This is a genomic window from Stenotrophomonas sp. SMYL89 (genome assembly GCF_036319985.1).
Classification (GTDB): Bacteria; Pseudomonadota; Gammaproteobacteria; order Xanthomonadales; family Xanthomonadaceae; genus Stenotrophomonas; species Stenotrophomonas maltophilia_Q.
The window spans coordinates 137968-161030 of the sequence record NZ_JAWIRW010000003.1; the positions used below are offsets into that span (position 1 = coordinate 137968).

General features: G+C 68.2%; 19 protein-coding genes. 10 read left to right on the plus strand and 9 right to left on the minus strand.

Annotation, left to right across the window (positions count from 1 at the left end; genetic code table 11):
- Positions 1-14 precede the first annotated feature (14 nt).
- From V3B41_RS05110 to V3B41_RS05120, 3 genes are all read left to right on the plus strand, one after another.
- Entirely contained in the window at positions 15-791 is a 777-nt protein-coding gene (locus V3B41_RS05110) for a DeoR family transcriptional regulator (protein WP_049432038.1), read from the plus strand.
- Complete coding sequence (nagA, locus tag V3B41_RS05115) at positions 788-1903, plus strand: N-acetylglucosamine-6-phosphate deacetylase (RefSeq protein ID WP_197619449.1); 1116 nt, start codon at positions 788-790, stop codon at positions 1901-1903. The genes V3B41_RS05110 and nagA overlap by 4 nt, the downstream gene beginning before the upstream one ends.
- A gap of 169 nt (positions 1904-2072) precedes the next feature.
- Positions 2073-3875: an MFS transporter gene (locus V3B41_RS05120; RefSeq protein ID WP_329860308.1), complete on the plus strand. Its 1803-nt coding sequence runs from the start codon at positions 2073-2075 to the stop codon at positions 3873-3875.
- Between the two features lie 51 nt (positions 3876-3926).
- Here the strand turns inward: V3B41_RS05120 and V3B41_RS05125 are convergent, their stop codons facing one another.
- From V3B41_RS05125 to V3B41_RS05145, 5 genes are all read right to left on the minus strand, one after another.
- Positions 3927-4397, minus strand: a complete 471-nt coding sequence (locus V3B41_RS05125; RefSeq protein WP_049431889.1) for a hypothetical protein — start codon at positions 4395-4397, stop codon at positions 3927-3929.
- A complete protein-coding gene (locus V3B41_RS05130) occupies positions 4394-4945 on the minus strand; it encodes an HdeD family acid-resistance protein (protein ID WP_049431885.1) in 552 nt (183 codons plus the stop codon). Before V3B41_RS05130 ends, V3B41_RS05125 begins: the two co-directional genes overlap by 4 nt.
- Before the next feature lie 58 nt (positions 4946-5003).
- Positions 5004-5693, minus strand: coding sequence for a double zinc ribbon domain-containing protein (locus V3B41_RS05135; protein WP_197619443.1), 690 nt, complete (start codon positions 5691-5693; stop codon positions 5004-5006).
- Positions 5694-5781: 88 nt separating this feature from the next.
- Positions 5782-6951 carry an L-dopachrome tautomerase-related protein gene (locus tag V3B41_RS05140; RefSeq protein ID WP_197632375.1) on the minus strand — a complete coding sequence of 390 codons (1170 nt, stop codon included), beginning with the start codon at positions 6949-6951 and terminating at the stop codon, positions 5782-5784.
- 227 nt (positions 6952-7178) lie between these two features.
- Positions 7179-8522 carry a chloride channel protein gene (locus V3B41_RS05145; RefSeq protein ID WP_329860312.1) on the minus strand — a complete coding sequence of 448 codons (1344 nt, stop codon included), beginning with the start codon at positions 8520-8522 and terminating at the stop codon, positions 7179-7181.
- A 203-nt stretch (positions 8523-8725) separates the two neighbouring features.
- Between V3B41_RS05145 and bioB the strand changes: the two genes are divergently transcribed.
- From bioB to bioC, 5 genes are all read left to right on the plus strand, one after another.
- Positions 8726-9769, plus strand: coding sequence for a biotin synthase BioB (bioB, locus tag V3B41_RS05150; protein ID WP_049431874.1), 1044 nt, complete (start codon positions 8726-8728; stop codon positions 9767-9769).
- A 67-nt stretch (positions 9770-9836) separates the two neighbouring features.
- On the plus strand, positions 9837-11060 hold the full coding sequence (bioF, locus tag V3B41_RS05155) for an 8-amino-7-oxononanoate synthase (RefSeq protein WP_049431871.1): 1224 nt from the start codon (positions 9837-9839) through the stop codon (positions 11058-11060).
- Positions 11061-11077: 17 nt separating this feature from the next.
- Positions 11078-11857 carry a pimeloyl-ACP methyl ester esterase BioH gene (gene bioH / locus V3B41_RS05160; protein WP_049431870.1) on the plus strand — a complete coding sequence of 260 codons (780 nt, stop codon included), beginning with the start codon at positions 11078-11080 and terminating at the stop codon, positions 11855-11857.
- 29 nt (positions 11858-11886) lie between these two features.
- On the plus strand, positions 11887-12666 hold the full coding sequence (locus V3B41_RS05165; RefSeq protein WP_049431869.1) for an SDR family oxidoreductase: 780 nt from the start codon (positions 11887-11889) through the stop codon (positions 12664-12666).
- 12 nt (positions 12667-12678) lie between these two features.
- Positions 12679-13563: a malonyl-ACP O-methyltransferase BioC gene (gene bioC / locus V3B41_RS05170; RefSeq protein WP_049431867.1), complete on the plus strand. Its 885-nt coding sequence runs from the start codon at positions 12679-12681 to the stop codon at positions 13561-13563.
- Positions 13564-13646: 83 nt separating this feature from the next.
- Here bioC and V3B41_RS05175 read toward each other — a convergent pair whose 3' ends face one another.
- On the minus strand, positions 13647-14291 hold the full coding sequence (locus V3B41_RS05175; protein ID WP_049432036.1) for a YdcF family protein: 645 nt from the start codon (positions 14289-14291) through the stop codon (positions 13647-13649).
- Positions 14276-15238 carry a pyridoxal-phosphate dependent enzyme gene (locus V3B41_RS05180; protein ID WP_295547500.1) on the minus strand — a complete coding sequence of 321 codons (963 nt, stop codon included), beginning with the start codon at positions 15236-15238 and terminating at the stop codon, positions 14276-14278. The genes V3B41_RS05175 and V3B41_RS05180 overlap by 16 nt, the downstream gene beginning before the upstream one ends.
- A gap of 159 nt (positions 15239-15397) precedes the next feature.
- Here V3B41_RS05180 and V3B41_RS05185 point away from each other — a divergent pair, with 159 nt between their 5' ends.
- Entirely contained in the window at positions 15398-15889 is a 492-nt protein-coding gene (locus tag V3B41_RS05185; protein WP_100443712.1) for a hypothetical protein, read from the plus strand.
- A gap of 554 nt (positions 15890-16443) precedes the next feature.
- Positions 16444-18333, plus strand: coding sequence for a tRNA uridine-5-carboxymethylaminomethyl(34) synthesis enzyme MnmG (gene mnmG / locus V3B41_RS05190; RefSeq protein WP_329860318.1), 1890 nt, complete (start codon positions 16444-16446; stop codon positions 18331-18333).
- A gap of 163 nt (positions 18334-18496) precedes the next feature.
- Here the strand turns inward: mnmG and smeC are convergent, their stop codons facing one another.
- On the minus strand, positions 18497-19912 hold the full coding sequence (gene smeC, locus V3B41_RS05195) for a multidrug efflux transporter outer membrane subunit SmeC (protein ID WP_329860320.1): 1416 nt from the start codon (positions 19910-19912) through the stop codon (positions 18497-18499).
- Complete coding sequence (gene smeB / locus V3B41_RS05200) at positions 19909-23058, minus strand: multidrug efflux RND transporter permease subunit SmeB (RefSeq protein ID WP_329860322.1); 3150 nt, start codon at positions 23056-23058, stop codon at positions 19909-19911. Before smeB ends, smeC begins: the two co-directional genes overlap by 4 nt.
- Positions 23059-23063 lie beyond the last annotated feature (5 nt).

The following is a 23063-nucleotide window of genomic DNA, read 5'->3' on the forward strand; positions in this document are numbered from 1 at the left end:
CACCGAGAATGGCCATGCGCAACACCCGCTCCCGCCGACAACAGATCCTGCAGCTGCTGATCGAGCACGGCGCGGTGCAGGTGGCCGATCTGGTCGAGCGCTTCGGCGTGTCGGCGGTGACCATCCGTGCCGACCTGACCCACTTCGAATCGCAGGGCCTGGCCAACCGTACCCACGGTGGCGCCACGCTGGTGCGCACGCCGCCGCAGGAACAGGACATCCACGAAAAGGACGCACTGAACCTGCCGCTGAAGGAATCGATCGGTGCGTGTGCCGCGCGCCTGGTGCGGCCCGGCGACAACATCATCATCGACTCCGGCTCGACCACGATGACCCTGGCCCGCCACCTGCGCACGCAGCGCGACGTGACGGTGATGACCAACGGGCTGAACATCGCCTGGGAACTGGCCAACGCGCCGGGCATCAACGTGCTGCTGACTGGTGGCCTGCTGCGCCAGCAGTCGTTGTCGCTGCAGGGCAGCCAGGCCGAAGCCAGCCTCAACTCCTACAGCTTCGACACGCTGTTCCTGGGCGTGGACGGCCTGGACCTGCAGTTCGGCCTGACCACCCATGACGAAGCCGAAGCCCGCCTCAACCATCGCATGGTCGAGCGTGCACGCCGCATCGTGGTGCTGACCGACGCCTCCAAGTTCGGGCGCGTCAGCCTGCACCGCATCGCTCTGCTGGATCAGATCCACACCATCATCACCGATGCCGGCATCGACGACGCCTCCCGCGAGGGACTGCAGCGGCTGGGCATTGAAGTGATCATCGCCGAGCCCGCCGCATGACCGACACCCGCTCCCTGCATGGCCGCATCCTCACCCCGCTGGGCTGGCGGCGTGGCCAGGTCCACTTCGATTCGGACGTGCGCCAGCTGCAGGTGGACGACCACAGCGGCGCCGGCGATCTGCAGCTGCCGGTGATCCTGCCCGGCTTCATCGACCTGCATGTGCATGGCGCCGCCGGCGTGGACCTGATGCAGGGCGGCGACGTGGCACGCACCATCGCCCGTACGCACCTGCGCTTCGGTACCACCACGCTGCTGGCGACCACCATGACCGCTGGCCTGGATGAGATCGAGCACGCGCTGCAGGGCGTGGCCGCGACCATGGCGGCACCCGACGCCGAGGCCGCCTGTATTGCCGGCGTGCATCTGGAGGGGCCGTTCATCAGCCCGCAGCGGCTGGGTGCGCAGCCCAACCGCACCATCGAAGCAACACTGGCGCTGGTGCAGCAGCTGCACGCGCTGGCACCGATCCGGGTGATGACGCTGGCGCCGGAGATCGGCGAGCACACCGCGCTGATTCCCGCGCTTTCGACAATGGGCATCCGCGTGCAGCTCGGTCACAGCGCCGGTACCTACGAAGAAGGTGTTGCTGCGCTGCAGGCCGGCGCCTCCGGCTTCACCCATCTGTTCAACGGCATGACCGGCGTCGATCACTATCGCCCGGGCATTGCGACGGCGGCACTGGCACATGCGCAGTACGCCGAGATCATTCCCGACCTGCAGCACATCCATCCCGGCGTGATCCGCCTGGCCGCGCGCGCGATCCCGCGCCTGTACGCGGTGACCGACGCCACCGCCGCCACCGGCATGCCCGATGGCGAATACGCGCTGGGCGAGCAACGCGTGCACAAGTGCGGCGGCTGCGTGCGCCTGGCGACCGGTTCACTGGCAGGAAGTGCACTGACCATGGACCAGGCGCTGCGCAACCTGGTGCAGGTGGGCCTGGAGCTGGCCGATGCCTCGCAACGCGTTTCCACCTTCCCGGCCGACTACCTGGGCCTGGGCGATCGCGGCCGCATCGCGCCCGACGCCCGCGCCGACCTGGTGGTGCTGGACGCCGAACTGCGCCTGCAGCAGGTCGTGGTCGGTGGCCGCGTGATCGACCTGCACTAGGCGACGCACGTCTGTAGAGCCGAGCCATGCTCGGCTGCTTTTCGCACCGACATCGACGACGTCCGCGCCGCGCTTCGCGCGGCAAGCCGAGCATGGCTCGGCTCTACATGAAGCGCGCAAGCGCCTTGCATCAGCCACGCACCATCCCCGTTATTCCAGGAATACGCCGATGACCGCAGCCGCCGCACCTGCCGTACCCGCTTCCACCGCTCCGCGCTGGCCCGTACGCTACCTGCTCTTCATCGGCGGCCTGGGTGGCCTGCTGTACGGCATCGACATCGGCATCATCGCCGGCGCCCTGCCCTATCTTGAAGCAACTGCCAGCCACGCCTGGCAGCTCAGTAGCCAGCAGCTCGGCTTCGTGGTGGCGGCGGTGCTGCTGGGCAGCGTGCTGTCCTCGCTGTTCGCCGGCATGGTTGCCGACCTGATCGGCCGCCGCGGTGCGATGCTGCTGGCCGGCCTGCTGTTCACCGCCTCGATTCCGATCATGGCACTGGCCTCCGGCTACACGCCGCTGCTGCTGGGACGCCTGCTGCAGGGCATCAGTGGCGGTTTGATCGGCGTCGTGATTCCGCTGTACCTGGCTGAAGTGCTCAGCCCCGAGCGACGCGGGCGCGGCGCGGCGATGTTCCAGCTGCTGCTGACCGTTGGCCTGGTGCTGGCAGCCCTGATCGGCCTGTACCACGCCCACGCCGTGGATGCCGCCGCCGAAGCCGTGCGTTCGCTGCCGGTCGCGCAGCAGGCGCAGGAACTGTTCACGGTGAAGGACCACGCCTGGCGCACCATCTTCTGGACCTGCCTGGCGCCGGGCCTGCTGTTCTGTGCCGGCATCTTCTGGCTGTCCGAATCACCACGCTGGCTGGTGCGCCGCGGTCGCATCGATGAAGCCCGCCGCAGCCTCCAGCGCGTCCTGCCCGCCGCAGATGTCGAGCCCACGCTGGCCCAGATCCAGGCGCCGGAATCGAGCAGCAGCGAAGGCAAGCGCGATCCGCTGCTCAGCCGCCGCTATGTGGTGCCGTTCCTGCTCGCCTGCGTGGTGCTGGCCTGCACCCAGGCCACCGGCATCAATTCGGTGCTGGCCTACGCGGTGAACATCCTCAACCAGGCCGGCCTGTCCGGTTCAGTGGCCAACGGCGCCGACGTGGCGATCAAGCTGCTCAACGCGGTGATGACCGTGGTCGCGTTGCTGCTGGTCGACCGCAAGGGCCGCAAATTCCTGCTGATGCTGGGCAGCGGCGGTATCTGCGTCGCCCTGCTGGCGGCGGCCACGCTGTTCTTCCAGGCCGAACGCGGTCGCGCCGATGTGCAGCCGCAGCTGCAGGCGGCGGTCAGCGGCGACGGCCTGCAGCTGGTGCTGGATGATGCGCAGTGGCAGCGCCTGAGCAATGGCACCGACAGCCAGGGCCGGCCGATGCAGCTGACCGTGTCCTACGCCTACGGTGATTTCACCAATGTGCGCGCCCTGCGCAGCGACAACCTGGCCGATCGCGAGCTGCGCATCGAGCGCGCTGGCACCGTGCAGCCCGACAGCGTGATTGGTGCGTTCTTCCGCAAACTGCATCTGAACCCGTTCGCCGACCCGGCCAGTGCCGGCCAGGCGCCATTGCGCATCGAACAGGCCCGCATCGGCCCGGTGCCGCCGCCTGCACATGGCTGGGCGGTGGCCGCCTGCATCCTGGTATTCGTCGCGTTCTTCGCGGTCGGCCCCGGCGTATGCGTGTGGCTGGCACTGTCGGAACTGATGCCGAACCGCATCCGTTCCAATGGCATGAGCATCGCACTGCTGATCAACCAGTTTGTATCCACCACCATCGCCGCCATCTTCCTGCCCACGGTGGGCCACTACGGCTACGCCAGCATGTTCGTGTTCTGGGCAGCCTGCACCTTCGTGTTCTTCCTGGTAGCCGCGTTCTGGCTGCCGGAGACCAAGGGCAAGTCACTGGAAGAAATCGAGGCACGGTTCGCCCGGTAGCGGTCGACCTTGGTCGACCTCGCGCGTAACGCGGTGGTGTTGGCGCGCCCGTTACTGACCGGTGATGTGCTTCGCCAACGCCTGTGCCTCGGCAATGCTCGGCAGCCCGCTCAGCATCATCGATTCACCGAACGGGCCTTTCACCGTCGCCACCATCAGCACGCGGCCATCCACACTGATCGCTGCTCGCTGGCCCACCAGTGCTGCCGTGCCATCGTGGATGCGCTGGTGCGCTTCGGGTCGATAGCGGATCTGCAGGCCGGGCTGCTGGCCCTCGTCCAGCACGTAGCGCACATCGGCGATATCGGCGCTGCCGGCAATCGGCGGCTCGCGCAGCGCCAGGGTCTCGCCCTGCCACTGCGCTTGCGTGCCCTTGCCATCCGCATCGACCGCGCTCAGGCGCACATCCACACCGGGGCGCGGTGCATGGCGCTCGACTGTCTGCACTGCGGGCGTGGCGCCCGGCATGCAGCCGGCCAGGGTCAAGGCCACGCCCAGCAACAGCGGAAGCGCCGTTCTCACTTCAGCTTCCGCAGCTTGAATGCCACCAGCACCTGCAGCAGGCCGTACAGCAGGCTGCCGATACCGATCCACAGCGTGGTGACCGCCACGCCGGCATACGGGTTGGCCGCAAACAACAGGCCCAGCACCACGGCCAGCACGCCGCTGAGGATCAGCAACCATTCGCCCTGGATCTGCTTGCGCACGCGGATCGCGAACACGATGCGATAGATGCCGGCCACCAGCAGCCACGCCGCCAGGAACAGCACCAGCACGCTGGCGGTGGCCAGCGGATTGATCACCGCCAGGATACCGAAGCCCAGCGAGGCGAGGGCGTACAGCGCCAGCCAGCCGCGGGACGCGCCGCTGCCGCCATTGATCAATGCGAACAGACTGATGACGCCCTCGATGATGGCCATCACGCCCAGCGTCCAGGCCAGTGCCATCGCTGCGGACAGCGGCCAGCCGATGGCAACGATGCCGAAACCCAGTGCGACGAGCCCGTACAACAGCAGGATCCACCAGCTGCGCCCAACCGCCGATAACAAGGGAGACAAGGGGGAATTCATGGCCACTCCTCCGATCCGGAACCGGCCTCATCCTAGACCCTGTGGATGAAGAGGGCGATCACGGCGCCCGCGCACAGACCCACACGCGCACCTCCCCAGCGCCGACCAGGCGCAGCGTCTCGGCGACCTCCATCACCGTGCTGCCGGTGGTCATCACGTCATCGACCACGGTCAGCCGCGAGGGCACCGGACCACGAACAGCAAACGCATCGAACAGATTCTCCCTGCGCTGTTCGGCCGTGCGTTCGGACTGCGGTGCGGTATGCCGCCGCCGGTACAGCCCCTGCCAGACGGGCATCGGCAGCAACCGGCACAGTTCGGCGGCCTGGTTGTAGCCGCGCTGGCGCAGGCGCCGCCCATGCAGCGGCACCGGCACCAGCGGCGCGCACGACCAGGGCGGTGGTGCGCGCTGCATCAGCTGGGCAAGCAAGCGCCCGGCCGCCAGATCCTGGTGGAACTTGTAGCGCACCAACAGCTGATCGACGGGGGGAAGGTACAGCAGGCTGGCATGCGTGGCGGCCTGCGGCGGTACCTCGTCGCGGCATGTACCGCAGACGATCAGGGCGTTGTCCGGCAACGGCAGTGCACAGCGCAGGCAGGCACGACCGGCCCAGGGCAGATGGGCCAGGCAGGCGCTGCACAGGTCAAGTTCATCGTGGCCCGGCTCGCCACAGACCAGGCAGCGCAGTGGCAGCAGCACGCGAAGCGCTGCCTGCAGAAGACGAGTGGGCGTGGACAGGGCCGGCATGCGCTACAGCGTGATCGCGCCGCGGCCCCGGGGCCATCAGGCGCACCCCCTTCAACCCGTAGGCATCCTTACCCGTTTACGGGGCACTTCACCGCGTCGGCGCAGGTGCGGCATCCACACGCGTGCGATACACCATGTAGGGCTTCTGCCGGCGATCCACGCCGCCATTGAAGCCGGCCTGTCGATGCAGCTGGTTGGCGGTGAAATACAGATAGCCGTCCGGCCCCATCGACAGCGTATCCGGCCACAGGATGCGCGGGTCGTGCACCACCGTCGTCCACCGCCCCTGCGCGTCGCGGGCATGGATGGCATTGTGCTCGTAGTCGCTGGTATACAGCCGGCCGTTGGCATCCATTTCCATGCCGTCGGACGCTCCCTTGTCGCCGAGGTCGACCACGGCTGCCGCCAGCGTCGCCTCATTCACCGTGGAGTCGCGCAACAAGGCGGTGGGCACGCTGTACAGATGGCGGCTGGACAAGGGCGTATAGAACAGGGTGCCGCCATCGGGCGACAGGGCGATGCCATCGGCGGCCACGGTGAAGGACGCCGACGAACCATCGGTGTTACGCAGTCGCATCTGCTGCCCTTCCACGATCGGCACGAAGGCGGGATCGGCCGAGGTGGACACGTGGCCGACCAGGCGCTTGGACGCGGCGCCAGTGGCGAGGTCGATCACGATGATGCCGCCGATACCGCTCAGCGACGAATCGGTCACGTAGGCCACGCCCTCGCGGCCGACCCGGAAGTCGAAGCGCACATCGTTGACGTAGGTGCGCGCATCGATGACGTCGGCCGGGAACACCAGTGTCCTGGCCACGCTGTCGGTGGCAAGGTCGATCGCCACCAGCTTGGCGCCGCCGGCCTGCGGCGCTGAAAAGCTCGGTGCGGCGGTGTCCAGTACCCAAAGCCGGCCCTGGCCATCGGCCACCACGCTCTGCACGCTGATGAAGTGTGCTGCCGGGTCGGGATCGTCCTTGCGGTTGATGCGCGCATCCGGATAGGGCACGGCGCGGCCGTCGCGCCATTCGGCCACGCTGTAGGCCACCTCATCGCCCCAGCGCGGGAAGTTGACGAAGATGCGCCCGGTTTCAGATACCGCCACGCTGGTGGGCATGGCGCCTTCGAAACGCGCCACCGGTTCGAGGGTGCCGATGCTGCGCTCGCTGGGCAGCAATGGGGTGCCCGCCAACGCCAGCGCGGGGGAACTGGCCAGGGCCAGGACGGCAGCCGCCAGGCTGCGGATACGGCAGTTGATCATGGTCGCGCTCTCGATGCAGGTCCGGGTGCAGCCCCGGCGTGGACGCATCTTCTGCGTCGCACGTGGCATCGGGTAGACGGTGCAACTCGGAATCAGCTTCACCGCTGGAGTGAAGATGGAGGGCTGATTGATCGCGTTGATTGAAGCAATGATCGCTGTCTATCGGCGCGACCCAGAGGTATTCGTCATTGCGTTGCATGGCCGACGATCACATGCCTTTCGCCGCTTCACAATCGCGCAGGAGGATCCGCAGCAGCTACATCTCGAACCGCTTTCGGCACCATCAACAGCTCCGCCAACCCGCGATAGATCGGTACCCTGCACACCAGCCCGGACACACCACGGGCGATCAGCACCGTCGCCAGGATCGGCAACAGCAGGTCGCCACTGTCGGTCAGCTCCAGCGAGATCACCGCCGACGTCAGGGGGGCCTGGGTAACGCCGGTCAGGTAGGCACACATGCCCAGCAGCACAAAGGCACGCGGGTCCACGCCCGGCATCAGCACTGCCAGGTTGTGGCCGAGTCCCGCGCCGACCGCCAGCGCGGGCGAGAACAGGCCGCCGGGAATGCCCGCCACATACGAGGCCAGATTGGCCAGCAGCTTCATCAACCCGAACTCGTGGCCGACCACCGCCTGGCCCTGCACCAGGCTGCGCGCCTGCTCGTAGCCGGTGCCGAACGCGCCTTCGCCGAAGACCAGGGCGAGCAGTACCACCACCAGACCACAGCCTGCGGCCAACAGCACCGGATGCCGCTGCCGCAGTTGCCCGAGCCAGCGCGGGCGGCCCGCCGCACTGGCCAGCACCGCACGCGCGAACAGGCCTCCCAGCAGGCCCGCCACCACGCCGCACAGCAGGATTGCCAGCCAGCCCTGGCCCAGCGGCAGACGCGCACTCACATGGCCGAAATAGGTGTAGTTGCCCAACAGACCGAGCGATACCACACCACCGACGATCACCGCGGTCAACAAGGTGCCGGAGAAGCGATGTTCGAAACGGCCGCTGAGCTCCTCGATGGCGAAGACGATGCCGGCCAGCGGCGTGTTGAACGCCGCCGCAATACCGGCAGCGCCACCGGCCAACAGGAAGTGCGAGAGCTCGCGGGGATCCTTGAAGCCGAACCAGCGGCCGAACAGGTACATCAGGCTGGCACCCACGTGCACGGTCGGGCCCTCGCGGCCAACGGACGCGCCACCGAGCAGCGACAACGAGGTCAGCAGCAGCTTGCCGGCTGAGACCGCAGGCGAAAGATTGGTCTTCCGGAATGGCTCATCGGGCTTGTCCAACGCAGCGATGACCTGCGGAATGCCGCTGCCCCGCGTGGGTTTCAGCACGCCGGAGGTCAGCCAGGCCAGCAGCGCGAAGATGCCCGGCGTGAGCAGCAGGGCCCACCACGGCGAGTGCGAGGTGATGCGCTGGAACAGATGGAAGGCCGCATCGCTGGCCTTGGCGAACAGGATCGCCACCAGCGCCACGGCCACGGCACCGCCCCAGAGCGCGGCGCGGCGGCGCCAGGCCTCGCTGAGGACCAGCGCGCTGATGCGGCCGCGGAGACGATGGAGATCGGTCATGGGAAAGAGTCTGCGCGCCAGCACTTCCGTTGGGCAGCGGCCACTTTGGCCGAAGCCCTTGCAGGATGCGGTGAAATGCGGCGTTTCCGCCAAGCTTGATGGGAGTGGCCACCCGTAAACCACAATAACATCATCGCGGTTGACAGCATTCATCAACCCACCCACACTGCCGCCCTCGCTCCATTCGTACCCAAGGTCCCGCCATGGCTGCTGCCATCCGCCACGACTGGCAACACGACGAACTGCAGGCGCTGTTCGATCTGCCGTTCCCAGAGCTGCTGTTTCGCGCCGCAGCGGTCCATCGCGAGCACTTCGACCCTTCGCAGGTGCAGGTGTCCACGCTGCTGTCGGTGAAGACCGGCGGCTGCCCGGAAGACTGCGCGTACTGCCCGCAGGCGCAGCGCTACAGCACCGGGGTGAACGCGCAGAAGCTGATGGAGACCGACGCGGTGCTGGCCAAGGCACGCCAGGCCAAGGCCGCCGGTGCATCGCGCTTCTGCATGGGTGCCGCATGGCGTTCGCCGAAGGATCGAGACATTCCGAAGGTCGCGGCGATGATCGCCGGGGTGAAGGCGCTGGGTCTGGAGACCTGCGCCACGCTGGGCATGCTCAGCGGCGAGCAGGCGCGTGCGCTGAAGGACGCCGGCCTGGACTACTACAACCACAACATCGACACCGCGCCGGACTACTACGATTCGATCATCCACACGCGCCAGTACCAGGACCGCCTGGATACGCTGGAACACGTGCGCGATGCCGGCCTGAAGACCTGCTGCGGCGGCATCGTCGGCATGGGCGAGACGCGCGCGCAGCGCGTCGGCCTGCTGCTGGCGCTGGCCACGCTGCCGGCGCATCCGGATTCGGTGCCGATCAACAAGCTGGTGCAGGTGGCGGGTACGCCGCTGCATGGCAGCGCCGAACTGGACCCATTCGAGTTCGTGCGCATGATCGCGGTGGCCCGCATCGCCATGCCGCGCTCGATGGTGCGGCTGTCGGCCGGGCGCGAGGCGATGAGTGACGAACTGCAGGCGCTGTGTTTCCTGGCCGGCGCCAACTCCATCTTCTACGGCGACAAGCTGCTGACCACCGGCAACCCGGAAAGCGAACGCGACCTGGCCCTGTTCGCCCGGCTCGGGCTGCAGCCGATGGCGGTGCAGGTGGATGCCGAAGGCCACGACCACGGCGGCACCGTGCACGCCGATATCAGCGCCGATGCACCCGGCTGCGGCTGCGCTCACGCCGCCTGAGACGGGCCGCAAGCAGGCGCCGCGGCAACGCGCTACCCTAGCCGCCCCGTCGACGCATTCAGCCACCATGGCCCGCCCCGACCTGACCGCCCGCCTCCACGCCCAGCGCGCTCTGCGCGATGTCCAAGGCCGTCGCCGCCCGCGACGTACGGTCACCCGTCGCGATGGCGTGCGCCTTGAGGTGGACGGCCAGTGGCTGACCGGCTTCTGCAGCAACGATTATCTGGGCCTGGCGCAGCAGTTCAGCGTGGTCAATGCGCTGCAGGACGCCGCTGCGCGCGAAGGTGCCGGTGCCGGTGCCTCGCACCTGGTCTGCGGCCACCACGCGATGCACGACGCCCTCGAACGCGAAGTGGCCGAATGGCTGGGTTACCCGCGTGCATTGCTGTTCGGCAGTGGCTTCGCCGCCAACCTGGCGGTGCAGCAGGCGCTGCTGAGCGAAGAGAACGACGTATGCGTGCAGGACAAGCTCAACCACGCCAGCCTGCTCGATGCGACGCGGCTGGCCGGTGCGCGCCTGCGCCGCTACCCGCACCTGGATGCGGAAGGCGCGATGCGCCAGCTCAAGCACGCGCCGGACGGCGCGGCGATGCTCGCCACCGACGGTGTCTTCAGCATGGATGGCGACATCGCGCCGCTGCGTGCGTTGTCGCTGGTCGCGCGCCTGCAGCAGGCGTTGTTCTACGTCGATGACGCGCATGGCGTGGGCGTGGTGGGTGATGGCCGTGGCGCCGTTGCTGCCGCCGGCCTGGGCGTGGACGACGTACCGCTGCAGCTGGTAACGCTGGGCAAGGCCTTGGGCGGTTCCGGTGCGCTGGTGCTGGGCCGCGACGATCTGATCGAGCACCTGGCCGAAACCGCGCGCCCGTACATCTACACCACCGCCGTGCCACCGGCGATGGCCGCCGCTGCACTCGAGGCGGTGCGCCTGGCGCGCCGGGACAACTGGCGCCGTTCCAAGCTGGCCGACCTGATCGCGCTGTTCCGCAGCGAAGCACGCCGCCACGGGCTGGACCTGATGGCCTCGGAAACGCCGATCCAGCCGCTGCTGTGCGGCGATGACCACAGCGCCATGGCGATGTCCAAGGCGCTGGAACAGGCCGGCTGGCTGGTCGGCGCGATCCGCCCGCCGACGGTGCCGGAAGGCAAGGCGCGCCTGCGCGTTACGCTGTCCGCACTGCATGCGCCGGAACAGGTGCGGGGCCTGGTCGAGGCCATCGCCAACGCGCGGGATCGCCTCGACCTGGCCGTACGCGAAGCCGCCCCGCCGCCGCTGCCCGCTTTTGCCTGAGTTCCGCTTCGTTGCCCATGCATATTGAAGTCACCGGCCGTGGGCCGGACCTGGTGTTGATCCACGGTTGGGCCCTGCAGGGCGGCGTGTTCGCGCCGCTGGTACAGCGGCTGGCGGACCAGTTCACCCTGCATCTGGTCGACCTGCCCGGCCATGGGCACAGCCGCGAGGACACCACGCCGCTGCGCCTGCCGTTCGTGGTCAGCGCCATTGCTGCGGCCACGCCACCGGCGGTGTGGTGCGGCTGGTCGCTGGGCGGCCTGTTAGCGTTGCACGCGGCGGCAACGCTGCCGAAGGTACGCGGCCTGGCAATGATCGCCGCCACGCCGCGTTTCGTGCGTGGCGAGGATTGGCCGCACGCGGTGGAACCGGCAGTGTTCGAGCAGTTCGGGCGCGAGCTGGCCAACGATTTCGGCGGTACCCTGGAGCGCTTCCTGGCGCTGGACGTGATGGGCTCGGCGCACGCCCGCGAGGAGCTGCGCACGCTGCGCCAGCGCCTGGTCGAGCGCGGTGCCCCCACTGAACGCGCCCTGCTGGAAGGCCTGCGCCTGCTCGAAAGCACCGACCTGCGCGGTGCACTGCCAACGCTGGGCAAACCCAGCCTGTGGATCGCCGGCCAGCGCGACCGCCTCGTGTCACCGGTCGCCATGCAGGCCGCTGCGGCGCTGACCCCGGGCGCGCAGTCACTGACCGTCGCCCACGGCGGCCATGCGCCCTTCCTCGGCCATGCCGATGAGGTGGCCGCCGCCCTGCAACACTTCGTTGCCCGCCTGTCACCGGCCGATGGCGGACAATGAGCGCCTACCGAATTCCGCAGGACTGACGCATGGATCTGGGTATCACTGGTCGCTGGGCACTGGTCTGCGGCGCAAGCAAGGGGTTGGGCCTGGGCTGCGCGCGCGCGCTGGTGCGTGAGGGCGTGAACGTGGTGGTCGTAGCGCGTGGCGAGGCTGCACTGCAGGTCGCCGCCGACGAACTGCGTGCACTGCCCGGTGCCGGTGAGGTACGCGCCGTCGCCGCCGACGTCACCACCGAGGCCGGCCGTACGGCGGCGCTGGCCGCCTGCCCGCAGGTGGACATCCTGGTCAACAACGCCGGTGGCCCACCGCCGGGTGATTTCCGCACCTTCGAGCGCGACGACTGGATTGCCGCACTGGATGCCAACATGCTGGCGCCGATCGCGCTGATTCGCGCCACCGTGGATGCAATGATCGAGCGCGGCTTCGGCCGCATCGTCAACATCACCTCGTCGGCGGTGAAGGCACCGATCGACATCCTGGCACTGTCCAACGGCGCGCGCAGCGGCCTGACCGGTTTCGTCGCCGGCCTGTCGCGCCGCACCGTGGCCCACAACGTCACGATCAACAACCTGCTGCCCGGCCAGTTCGACACCGATCGCCTGCGCGCCAACTTCGCCCACAGTGCGGGCAAGGACGGCGACGCCGCGGAAGTGGCCGAGCGCCGCCGCCAGCAGATTCCCGCCGGCCGCTTCGGCACGCCGGACGAGTTCGGCGCCGCCTGCGCCTTCCTGTGCAGTGCACAGGCCGGTTACCTCACCGGGCAGAACCTGCTGATCGACGGCGGCGCCTACCCCGGTACGTTCTAAGAGACTTTCGCAATGCCGTCCCACTTCGATGCCCGCCATGTCCGTCGCGCATTCGCGCGTGCCGCCACCAGTTACGACGCTGCCGCCGCCCTGCAGCGCGAGGTGCAGTCGCGGCTGATCGAGTCGCTGGACTACCTGGAGGCACGCAAGCCCGAGGTGGTGCTGGACATTGGCGCAGGCACCGGCCACGCCAGTGCGCTGATGAAGAAGCGCTGGCCGAAGGCGCAGGTGATCGCGCTGGACGTGGCGCTGCCGATGCTGGACCAGGCCAAGCGCCAGGCCGGCTGGTGGAAGCCGTTCCAGCGCCTGTGCGGCGATGCCAGTGCGCTGCCGCTGGCCGACAACAGCGTGGACGTGATCTTCAGCAACCTGTGCCTGCAATGGGTGGATGACCTACCGGCGGTGTTCGCCGGGTTCCGCCGCGTGCTCAAGCCGGGTGGCCTGCTGCTGTGCTCGACGTTCGGCCCGGAAACGCTGATCGAACTCAACGAAGCCTTCGCCGCCGCCGACGACCGCCCGCACGTGAGCCGCTTCGCGCAGATCGCGCAGTTCGGCGATGCACTGATGATGGCTGGCTTCCGCGACCCGGTGCTGGACCGCGATCTGTTCACCCTGACCTACGACGACCTGCCATCGCTGATGCGCGAGCTGCGCGCGATGGGCGCGACCAATGCGCGGGTAGACCGCCGCCATACCCTGACCGGGCGCGGACGTTTCGCTGCCGCCGCGGCCGCGTACGAACCGATGCGTGGCGCCGACGGCAAGCTGCCCAGCAGCTGGGAAGTGATCTACGCCCACGCCTGGGCACCGGACCCCGGTGCGCCGATCCGCGAAGGCGGGCATGACGTGGCCTCGGTGCCGGTGTCGGCAATTCCGATCCGGCGCAAGCAGACCTGACTGCCTGGTAGTGCCGGCGGCATCGCGATCTGGCAGGTTGTGCCGACCAAGGTCGGCAGCCACCCAAAGCAGGCGGCCACCGCTCAGGTATTGGCCGGCGAACTCAGCGGCGGGCGCACCAGGTCGCGGTGGAAGAAGTAGATTTCCTGCACCAGGAAGCGCCAGCTGGTATGGAAGCTGCGGAAGCGCGTGCTGGGTGTGGACGAGGCCAGCGCATCGATGCCCAGCGCCTTGCTCAGGCGCAGCGCGCGCGCCATGTGCAGCGGGTCGCTGACAATGATCACCCGGTGCAGGTTGCGCTGGTCCATCAAGCGTTTGGCTTCCACCAGGTTCTGCACGGTATTGCGCGACGCGGTCTCGATCAGGATCGCGTCATCCGGCACGCCATGCTTCAGCGCGTAGCGCCGCGCCACCTGCGATTCGGAGAAGCGCGCGCCGGTGCCACCATAGCCACCGGTGAAGATCAGCAGCGGCGCGTAGCGTGCTTCATACAGGTCCAGCCCGTGGCGGATGCGCTCCTCGAACACCGGTGACGGCTTGGCGTCATAGGCCGCGGCACCCAGCACGATGATGGCGTCGGCCTTGGCGGCCTGGTCGCGTTCACCGATCCAGACGATCCAGGCGGTCACGCCCAGCAGCCAGATCACCAGCAGCACGAACAGCCGCCACAACCAGCCCAGCAGGCCGGTGCGTTCGCGGTGCCGCCCGCGGCTCACGCCGCCTCCCAGCGCAGGGCTGGCAGGTCGACGTTGCCGCCGGACAGCACCAGGCCCACGCGCAGGCCGGCGAAGCGCTGCGGCTGCGCCAGCACCGCAGCCAGCACGGTGGCCGAAGAGGGTTCCACCACCTGCTTGAGCACCTCCCACAGCAGGCGCATCGCCACCAGCGTCGCGGCGTCATCGACCACGATCACCTCGGCACCCGCGGCGCGCAGCAACTCGAAATTGGGCGCGCCGATCAGGGTACGCAGGCCATCGCAGATGGTGTCCGGGGTAAACGCGCCATGGCGCTCGCCGGTGGCCAGCGAGCGCGCGGTGTCATCGGCACCGGCCGGCTCGGCCAGAATCAGCCGCGTGTGCGGACTGGCGTGCTGCAGGGCCAGCGCGGTACCGCTGGCCAGGCCACCGCCGCCCACCGGCACCACCAGCACATCGAACGGGCCGTCGCTGTGCAGCAGTTCCAGGGCCGCAGTGCCCTGCCCGGCCATCACCGCCGGGTCCGTATACGGATGCACCAGGGTCGCGCCGGTATCGGCCTGCACCCTGGCACAGGTGGCCTCGCGGTCGGCGATGGTCGGCGGGCAGCGCCAGAGCGTGGCGCCGTGGCGGGCGATGTTGGCCAGCTTGGCGGCCACCGCCCCTTCCGGCACCACCACATGGCAGGGGATGCCGCGGGTGCGTGCGGCCAGGGCCAGCGCGGCACCGTGGTTGCCGGAGGAATGGGTCACCACGCCAGCACTGGCGCGATCAGCATCGAGCGACCACACGGCATTGCAGGCACCGCGGAACTTGAATGCGCCGCCGCGCTGCAGGTGCTCGGCCTTGAACGCCAACTGTGCGCCGCTCATTGCATCGAGCGTGCGCGAGCGCAGCACCGGGGTCACGCTGGCATGCGAGGCGATCCTCGCAGCAGCAAGCAGGACGTCATCGGCGCGGGGGAACAGTGAATCGCTCATGACGCAAGATTAACGTATGCCCCTGCGCTGGCGACCGGGGCACAGGTCATGCCAGCATGCGGGCCTACGCCTCCATTCATCCTGGCCAGCCGAATTAAGGGCCGATTCAATGCCCGCGCACGAAGCTGGCTGCACACCCGTCCTCTGGGGGGACCCACCATGAAAATGCGCCTGTTGCTTGCCGGTGGCCTGTTGCTGGGCCTGACTGGCTGCACCACCTACGACTATGTAGGCGGTGGCCGCGGTGGCGGCTACTACCACGGCGCGCCGTCGGTGGAGTACCGCTACCCGGCCGGCTATCCCTACAACTACGGCTACCCGTACTACGGTGGCTATGGCGGCTATTACGGCGGCTATGGCAACCCGTACTACTCGCGCCCGATCTACCGTCCGCCGCACAACCACCGCCCGCCGCCGCGCCCGCCCGGCAACGGTGGCGAGAACCGGCCGCCGCCGCCGCCGCGGCCGTCGTACAACGGCGGTTCCCCGTGGCGGAACATGGATTCGATGCGCCGCCCGCCGCAGTCGAACATGCAGCCGCCGGCGCCCGCGCCGCAGGCCCGTCCGGCCCCGGCACCGAGTGCGCCGAGGATGAATGGTTCCCCCTGGCGCAACATGGATCGTGCGACGCAGCGCACAGTTGAGCGCTGAACCGTCTTGCATTTCACACGGTCTAAGCCGCAATCTACGCGGACAGTGACGGCCCGCGTCACAAAGTGACAAAAACGACACGGGCCGCCGCAAAAAGCTCTACGTCGATATCCGACAGGAACATCTGGATCCCCCCTGTTCCGGCCCTGTCGGATGTCGGCACCTCTGAAGGCAGACGGCCCCGCATTGCGGGGCCGTTTGTTTTGGGGACAGTCCAAGCGCCATTCGCGCAGGCCCGGTTTCAGTAGATCCACGCCATGCGTGGATGAAGCTCTCCCTACAGCCCCAAAAAAAACAGGGCCGGACAGTCCCCCGACTGCCGGCCCTCTGCTCCCCCATCGTGCGCCTGTACCGGCCCCTGTTCCAATTCCGGTCACGGGCGCCTTCGGCGCCAGCCACGATGGGTGCTATTGGGTTATCTGCAAAAATCCTGCCAACTTTAGGGCCGATTTCGCCGCCAACGGGCCGGCGCCGGCGTCCGGGCCCCGAATGGCGCTAAAATCGCCACCCCGGCGCCGCCCCCGGCCGCGCCTGCCCCAAGCTGAACAGCCCCCATGAACCCGTCCTTCCATCGTTACGACGTCATCGTCATCGGCGGTGGCCACGCCGGCACCGAAGCCGCGCTGGCCGCAGCCCGTACCGGCGTGCGCACCCTGCTGCTGACCCACAACATCGAAACCGTGGGCGCGATGAGCTGCAACCCGGCCATCGGCGGCATCGGCAAGGGCCATCTGGTCAAGGAAATCGACGCCCTGGGCGGTGCGATGGCGCATGCCGCCGACCGCGCCGGCATCCAGTGGCGCACGCTCAACGCATCGAAGGGCCCGGCCGTGCGCGCGACCCGCTGCCAGGCCGACCGCAACCTGTACCGCATGGCGATCCGTGCCATCGTCGAAGGCCAGGCCAACCTGACGGTGTTCCAGGCCGCGGTCGATGACCTGGTGATCGAAGGCGACGCCGTGCGCGGGGTCATCACCCAGACCGGGTTGCGCTTCGACGCCGAGGCGGTGGTGCTGACCGCCGGCACCTTCCTGGCCGGCAAGATCCACGTCGGCCCGACCCAGTACGCCGCCGGCCGCATGGGCGACCCGCCGGCCACCACACTGGCCGCGCGCCTGCGCGAGCGTCCGTTCCAGGTCGACCGCCTGAAGACCGGCACGCCGCCGCGCATCGATGGTCGCTCGCTGGATTACAGCGTGATGGACGAGCAGCCCGGCGATACGCCTCGGCCGGTGATGTCCTTCCTCGGCTCGGTGGACGAACATCCGCAGCAGGTCAGCTGCTGGATCACCCATACCACCGAGCAGACCCACCAGATCATCCGCGACGCGCTGCACCGCTCGCCGCTGTACAGCGGCCAGATCGAAGGCATCGGCCCGCGCTACTGCCCCTCCATCGAAGACAAGGTGGTGCGCTTCGCCGAGAAGGCCAGCCACCAGATCTTCGTCGAACCCGAAGGCCTGGGCATCGTCGAGATCTACCCCAACGGCATTTCCACCTCGCTGCCGTTCGACGTGCAGCTGGAGATGGTGCGCAGCATCCGCGGTTTCGGGAACGCGCACATCACCCGCCCCGGCTATGCGATCGAGTACGACTTCTTCGACCCGCGCGGGCTGAAGGCCTCGCTGGAAACCAAGCTGGTCAACGGCCTTTTCTTCGCCGGCCAGATCAACGGCACCACCGGCTATGAAGAAGCCGCCGCGCAGGGCCTGCTGGCCGGCCTCAACGCCGCACGCCAGGTGCGTGGGCTGGACGGCTGGTGCCCGCGCCGCGACGAGGCGTACCTGGGCGTGCTGGTGGATGACCTGATCACCCACGGCACCAACGAGCCGTACCGCATGTTCACCAGCCGCGCCGAGTACCGCCTGCAGCTGCGCGAGGACAATGCCGACCAGCGCCTGACCCCGGCCGGCCGAGAGATGGGCCTGGTCGATGACCGCCGCTGGAACGCGTTCGAGACCAAGCAGGCTGCGGTGGCCGCCGAGCGCGCGCGCCTGGGTGCGCTGTGGGCGACCCCGGCCAATGCGCTGGGACGTGAAGTGCAGGACACGCTGGGCGTGGCGGTCAGCCGCGAAACCAATGTGCTGGACCTGATCAAGCGCCCCGAGCTGGATTACGCGCAGCTGATGCAGGTGCCTTCGCTGGGCCCGGCGGTAGCCGACGGCAAGGTGGCCGAACAGGTGGAGATCGGCGTGAAGTACGCCGGCTACCTGGATCGCCAGCGCGAGGAAATCGAGCGCCAGCAGCGGCATGAGGCCACGCCGATCGCCGAGGCGTTCGACTACGCGACCGTGCGCGGGCTGTCGGCCGAAGCGCTGCAGAAACTGGAGCGCGTGCGCCCGCAGACCATCGGCCAGGCGCAGCGGATTCCCGGCATGACCCCGGCGGCGATCTCGCTGCTGCTGGTGCACCTGGAGCGGGCGCGCCGCAGCCGCGTGGCGTAACGCGCCGCTGCGCTCGCCGGGCATGGCCCGGCGCTACCGTGCATTGGCGGGGATTCATCCACGCATGGCGTGGATCTACTGCCGCCCGCCCTGGTAGATCCACGCCATGCGTGGATGAAGGCCTCCGTGCCGACCAAGGTCGGCAGCTACCGGAACGAACGCGCTATCGTGCGTCCGCGCCGCCGCCCAATACCTTGAACAACGTCACCCGGTTGCCCGCTTCCTGCTGCTGCAGCGAGATCAGGTCCTGCTGCGCGGCATACAGGCTGCGCTGTGCATCCAGCGACTGCAGGTAGCCATCCAGCCCGGTGCGGTAACGTGCATCGGCCAGCGTGTAGCTGCGCTGGCTGGCGGCGACCAGCGCGCGCTGCGCGTCCATCTGCGCGGTCAGGTGGTCACGCGTGGCCAGCGCATCGGCCACTTCGCTGAAGGCCTGCTGGATCGCCTTCTCGTACTGCGCGATGCCGATGTCCTTGCCGATCTTCGAGGCATCCAGCGATGCCTTCAGTGCGCCGGCATGGAAGATCGGCGCGGTGATGCTGGGCGCGAACGACCAGCCACGGGTGCCGGCCGAGAACAGCGTCGACAACGCGGTGGAGCTGTGGCCGTAGTTGGCAGTCAATGTCAGCGTCGGGAAGAATGCAGCGCGCGCGGCACCGACATCGGCGTTGGCGGCCTGCAACGCATGCTCAGCGGACAGCACATCCGGGCGCTGCAGCAGCACGCTTGAAGGAAGATTGGCAGGCAGCGGCGCCAGTGCCACGCTGCCCTCCAGCACCTGCGCGGTCGGCAGCAGTGCCGGATCCAGCGGCGACCCCACCAACAGCTGCAATGCATCGCGATCCTGCGCCTGCTGTGTCTGCAGCTTGGCGAGCGCGCCGCGCGCGGCTTCCACGCTGGTCTGTACCTGCGACAGATCCAGCCCCGAGGCGAGCCCCTGCGCATGGCGGGCCTCGGTGCGCTGCAGGGTCTGCTGCTGGCTGTCCAGGGTCTGTTGCGTGAATGCCAGCGACTGCCCATCGGCCGCCAGCGCCAGCCACGCCGTCGCCACTTCGGCGACCAGGCTGGTGCGCGCCGCACGCTGGTTCTCGGCACTGGCCAACCAGTTCTGCAGGGCCTCGTTCTTCAGGCTGCGGATGCGTCCGAACAGATCCAGTTCCCAGCTGCTGATGCCGACCTGCACGGCATCGGATTCGGTTACCTGGGTGGCCCCGGCTTCACTGTTCGCATCGCTCACGCGCGAGCGGGTGACGCTGCCACTGGCATCCACCGACGGCAGCAGCGCCGCACGCTGGATACGGTACTGCGCGCGTTCCTTCTCCACCTGCAGCACGGCCACGCGCAGGTCGCGGTTGTTCTGCAGCGCCAGCGCGATCACCTGCTGCAGGCGCGGTTCGAGGAACACCTCGCGCCATGCCGGCATCGCCAGCGCAGGATCAGCCTCGCCCGTTGCCGCGTTGCCGAACTGCCCCGGCACCGGGGCCTCGGGCCTCTGGTAGTGCGGCGCCATGCTCACGCAGCCGCCCAGCGCGGTGGTCATCGTTGCGGCCGCCAGGGCGCGCATCAGCATCGGCTTCATGGACGTGCCTCCGGGGCAGTGGCGTGAGTCGCTGCGCGCCCCGGGAACAGGCGGCGCACCAGCAGGTAGAACAGCGGCACGAAGAACATGCCCAGCACCATCGAGGCGACCGTGCCGCCGGCCACGCCGGTACCCAGCGATCGGCGCGCGGCTGAACCGGCACCGGTGGCGAACACCAGCGGCAGCACGCCCATCAGGAACGCCAGCGAGGTCATCACGATCGGCCGCAGCCGCAGGTAGACCGCCTGCAGGATCGCCTCGCGGGTGCTCTTGCCCTGGTGTTCGAGGATGCGCGCGAACTCGACGATCAGGATGCCGTTCTTGGCCGCCAGGCCAATCGTGGTCAGCAGGCCGACCTGGAAGTACACGTCGTTGTTGAGGCCACGCAGGTTCATCATCAGCACCGCGCCGAACACGCCCACAGGCACGGCCAGCATCACCGCGAACGGCACCGCCCAGCTTTCATACAGCGCGGCCAGGCACAGGAACACGAACAGCAGCGAGATGGCGTACAGCATCGGTGCCTGGTTGCCCGACAGCTGTTCCTGGTAGGCCATGTCCGACCAGGCGTGGCTGAAGCCCTCCGGCAGCGTATCGGCCAGGCGCGCGATCTCGGCCATCGCCTCACCGGAGCTGACGCCGGGCGCCGGCTGGCCGGTGATCTCCATCGCCGAGATGCCGTTGTAGCGTTGCAGCGCGGCCGGTGCGCTGGACCAGTGCGCGCTGACCAGCGATGACAGCGGCACCATCTGTCCGGCCTGGTTGCGCACGCTCCAGCGCTCGATGTCCTGCGGCTGCATGCGCGCTTCGGCGGTGCCCTGGATGAAGACCTTCTTGATGCGGCCCTTGTAGATGAAGTTGTTGACGAAGTCGCCGCCCAGCGCCGCGTTCAAGGTGTCATTGATGTCCTGTGGATTCACGCCCATCGCCTGCGCCTTGGCGTCGTCCACCTTCACCGCATACACCGGTGCATCTTCCAGGCTGGCATAGCGCACGTTGACCAGCTTCGGATCCTTGGCAGCTTCCTTCAGCAGGGTGTTGCGCGCGGCCACGGCGGCGGCATGGCCGGCACCGCCTTCGTCCTGCAGTTCCAGGGTGAATCCGCCCGCATCACCCAGGCCGAGGATGGCCGGCGGCGAGGTGATGAACACCTGCGCATCGGGCACGCTGGCCATGGCCTTGGTCAACCGCGCGGCGATGGTATCGGCATCATCCTTGCGGTCATCCCAGTCCTTCAGGCGGATGAAGGCCTGGCCGACGTTCTGGCCGCTGCCGGTCACGCTGAAGCCGGCGGTGGCCTGGATCGACAGCACACTGTCGTCTTTCACCGCGGCGGCACTCAGACGATCCATCACCGCGCGGGTCTGCTCCAGGGTGGAGCCGGCCGGCAGCTTCACCAGTGCATTGAGCATGCCCTGGTCCTCGTCGGGCAGGAACGCGCCCGGCAGGTGCCACAGCAGCAGGCCGGTGACCACGCTCAGCACCAGGTAGAACACCACCCCCAGCGTGCGCCGGCCGAGGAAGCCATCCACCCGACGACGCAGGCCGTTGGAGGTGCGCTCGAAACGGTGGTTGAACCAGATGAAGAACTTGCCCAGCAGGCTCGGCTCGCCGCCGTGGTCGCCATGCGGATGGCCGCCCTTGGGAATCTGGTGCAGGATGCTGCCGCACAGCGCCGGGGTGATGGTCATCGCCACCAGCACCGACAGGATCATCGCTGCAGCAATCGTCACCGAGAACTGGCGGTAGATCACGCCGGTGACACCACTGAAGAACGCCATCGGCAGGAACACCGCGGTCAGCACCAGCACGATGCCGACCAGCGCGCCGGTGATCTGGCCCATGGCCTTCAGCGTGGCCGGCTTCGGCGCCAGCCCTTCGAAGGTCATCACCCGTTCCACGTTCTCCACCACCACGATGGCATCGTCCACCAGCAGGCCGATGGCCAATACCAGCGCGAACATGGTCAGCGTGTTGATCGAATAGCCGAACGCGGCCAGCACGCCGAACGTGCCCAGCAGCACCACCGGCACCGCGATGGTCGGGATCAGGGTGGCGCGCCAGTTCTGCAGGAACAGGTACATCACCAGCACCACCAGGATGATCGCCTCGACCAGGGTGATCATCACTTCCTTCAGCGAGATGGTCACGAACGGCGTGGTGGTGAACGCCACGTGGGCGGTGTAGCCATGCGGCCAGTACTTCTGCAGCTGCTGAAGCCGCGCATCGATGGCCTTGGACACGGCGATCGCGTTCGCACCGGCATTGAGTTCAATGCCCAGCGAGGCCGACGGCTTGCCGTTGAAGGTGCTGATGCTGTCGTAGCTCTCCGGGCCCAGGCCGATCGTCGCCACGTCGCCCAGATGCACCACGCTGCCGTTGGCATCGGCCTTCAGCACCACCTGCGCGAACTGTTCGGGCGTGTGCAGGCGGCTGCGCGCGGTCACCGTGGCGTCGAGCTGCTGGCCCTTCAGCGCCGGCTGGCCGCCGAGTTCACCGGCCGAGACGTCGGTGTTCTGTGCCTGCAGCGCGGTCTCGATGTCCGACGGCATCAGCGCGTACTGGCGCATCTTCTCCGGGTCCAGCCAGATGCGCATGGCGTACTCCTGGCCGATCGGCTGGATGTTGCCGACACCACTGACGCGGCTGATCTGGTCATCGATGCGCGCTTCCATGAAGTTGGCGACATCGAAGTTGTCCATGCTGCCGTCTTCGCTGGTGAACGACAGCACCTCGAAGATCGAACCACTGGACTTGGTGATGGTCAGGCCGTTCTGCTGCACCGCCTGCGGCAGCGTGGCCATGGCGGCCTGCAGCTGGTTCTGCACCTGCACCTGCGCGGTGTCCGGGTTGGTGCCGGTGGCGAACACCAGGTTGACCTGCGCCGAGCCGTCGGAGGCGCTGGTGGAGGTCATGTACATCAGGTGGTCCAGGCTCTGCTGGGACTGCTCGATGACCTGGGTGACCGCGTTTTCCACGGTCTGCGACGAGGCGCCGGTGTAGGTGGCGCGGATGGTGATGGTGGGCGGGGCGATCTGCGGATAGCGGTCCACCGGCAGGATCAGGATCGCAAGCAGGCCGAGCAGGCTGACCGCAATGGCGATCACCCAGGCGAAGATCGGCCGGTCGATGAAGAAACGAACCATGCGCG

What these genes read in the sequence shown, in the direction of transcription:
- smeB (WP_329860322.1), bottom strand. Translation starts at nt 23,058, where the DNA reads ATGGTTCGTTTCTTCATCGACCGGCCGATCTTCGCCTGGGTGATCGCC.
- V3B41_RS05165 (WP_049431869.1), top strand. Translation starts at nt 11,887, where the DNA reads ATGGATCTGGGTATCACTGGTCGCTGGGCACTGGTCTGCGGCGCAAGC.
- nagA (WP_197619449.1), top strand. Translation starts at nt 788, where the DNA reads ATGACCGACACCCGCTCCCTGCATGGCCGCATCCTCACCCCGCTGGGC.
- bioH (WP_049431870.1), top strand. Translation starts at nt 11,078, where the DNA reads ATGCATATTGAAGTCACCGGCCGTGGGCCGGACCTGGTGTTGATCCAC.
- V3B41_RS05135 (WP_197619443.1), bottom strand. Translation starts at nt 5,693, where the DNA reads ATGCCGGCCCTGTCCACGCCCACTCGTCTTCTGCAGGCAGCGCTTCGC.
- V3B41_RS05180 (WP_295547500.1), bottom strand. Translation starts at nt 15,238, where the DNA reads ATGAGCGATTCACTGTTCCCCCGCGCCGATGACGTCCTGCTTGCTGCT.
- V3B41_RS05185 (WP_100443712.1), top strand. Translation starts at nt 15,398, where the DNA reads ATGAAAATGCGCCTGTTGCTTGCCGGTGGCCTGTTGCTGGGCCTGACT.
- V3B41_RS05130 (WP_049431885.1), bottom strand. Translation starts at nt 4,945, where the DNA reads ATGAATTCCCCCTTGTCTCCCTTGTTATCGGCGGTTGGGCGCAGCTGG.
- V3B41_RS05120 (WP_329860308.1), top strand. Translation starts at nt 2,073, where the DNA reads ATGACCGCAGCCGCCGCACCTGCCGTACCCGCTTCCACCGCTCCGCGC.
- V3B41_RS05110 (WP_049432038.1), top strand. Translation starts at nt 15, where the DNA reads ATGCGCAACACCCGCTCCCGCCGACAACAGATCCTGCAGCTGCTGATC.
- V3B41_RS05140 (WP_197632375.1), bottom strand. Translation starts at nt 6,951, where the DNA reads ATGATCAACTGCCGTATCCGCAGCCTGGCGGCTGCCGTCCTGGCCCTG.
- mnmG (WP_329860318.1), top strand. Translation starts at nt 16,444, where the DNA reads ATGAACCCGTCCTTCCATCGTTACGACGTCATCGTCATCGGCGGTGGC.
- V3B41_RS05145 (WP_329860312.1), bottom strand. Translation starts at nt 8,522, where the DNA reads ATGACCGATCTCCATCGTCTCCGCGGCCGCATCAGCGCGCTGGTCCTC.
- bioC (WP_049431867.1), top strand. Translation starts at nt 12,679, where the DNA reads ATGCCGTCCCACTTCGATGCCCGCCATGTCCGTCGCGCATTCGCGCGT.
- bioB (WP_049431874.1), top strand. Translation starts at nt 8,726, where the DNA reads ATGGCTGCTGCCATCCGCCACGACTGGCAACACGACGAACTGCAGGCG.
- bioF (WP_049431871.1), top strand. Translation starts at nt 9,837, where the DNA reads ATGGCCCGCCCCGACCTGACCGCCCGCCTCCACGCCCAGCGCGCTCTG.
- smeC (WP_329860320.1), bottom strand. Translation starts at nt 19,912, where the DNA reads ATGAAGCCGATGCTGATGCGCGCCCTGGCGGCCGCAACGATGACCACC.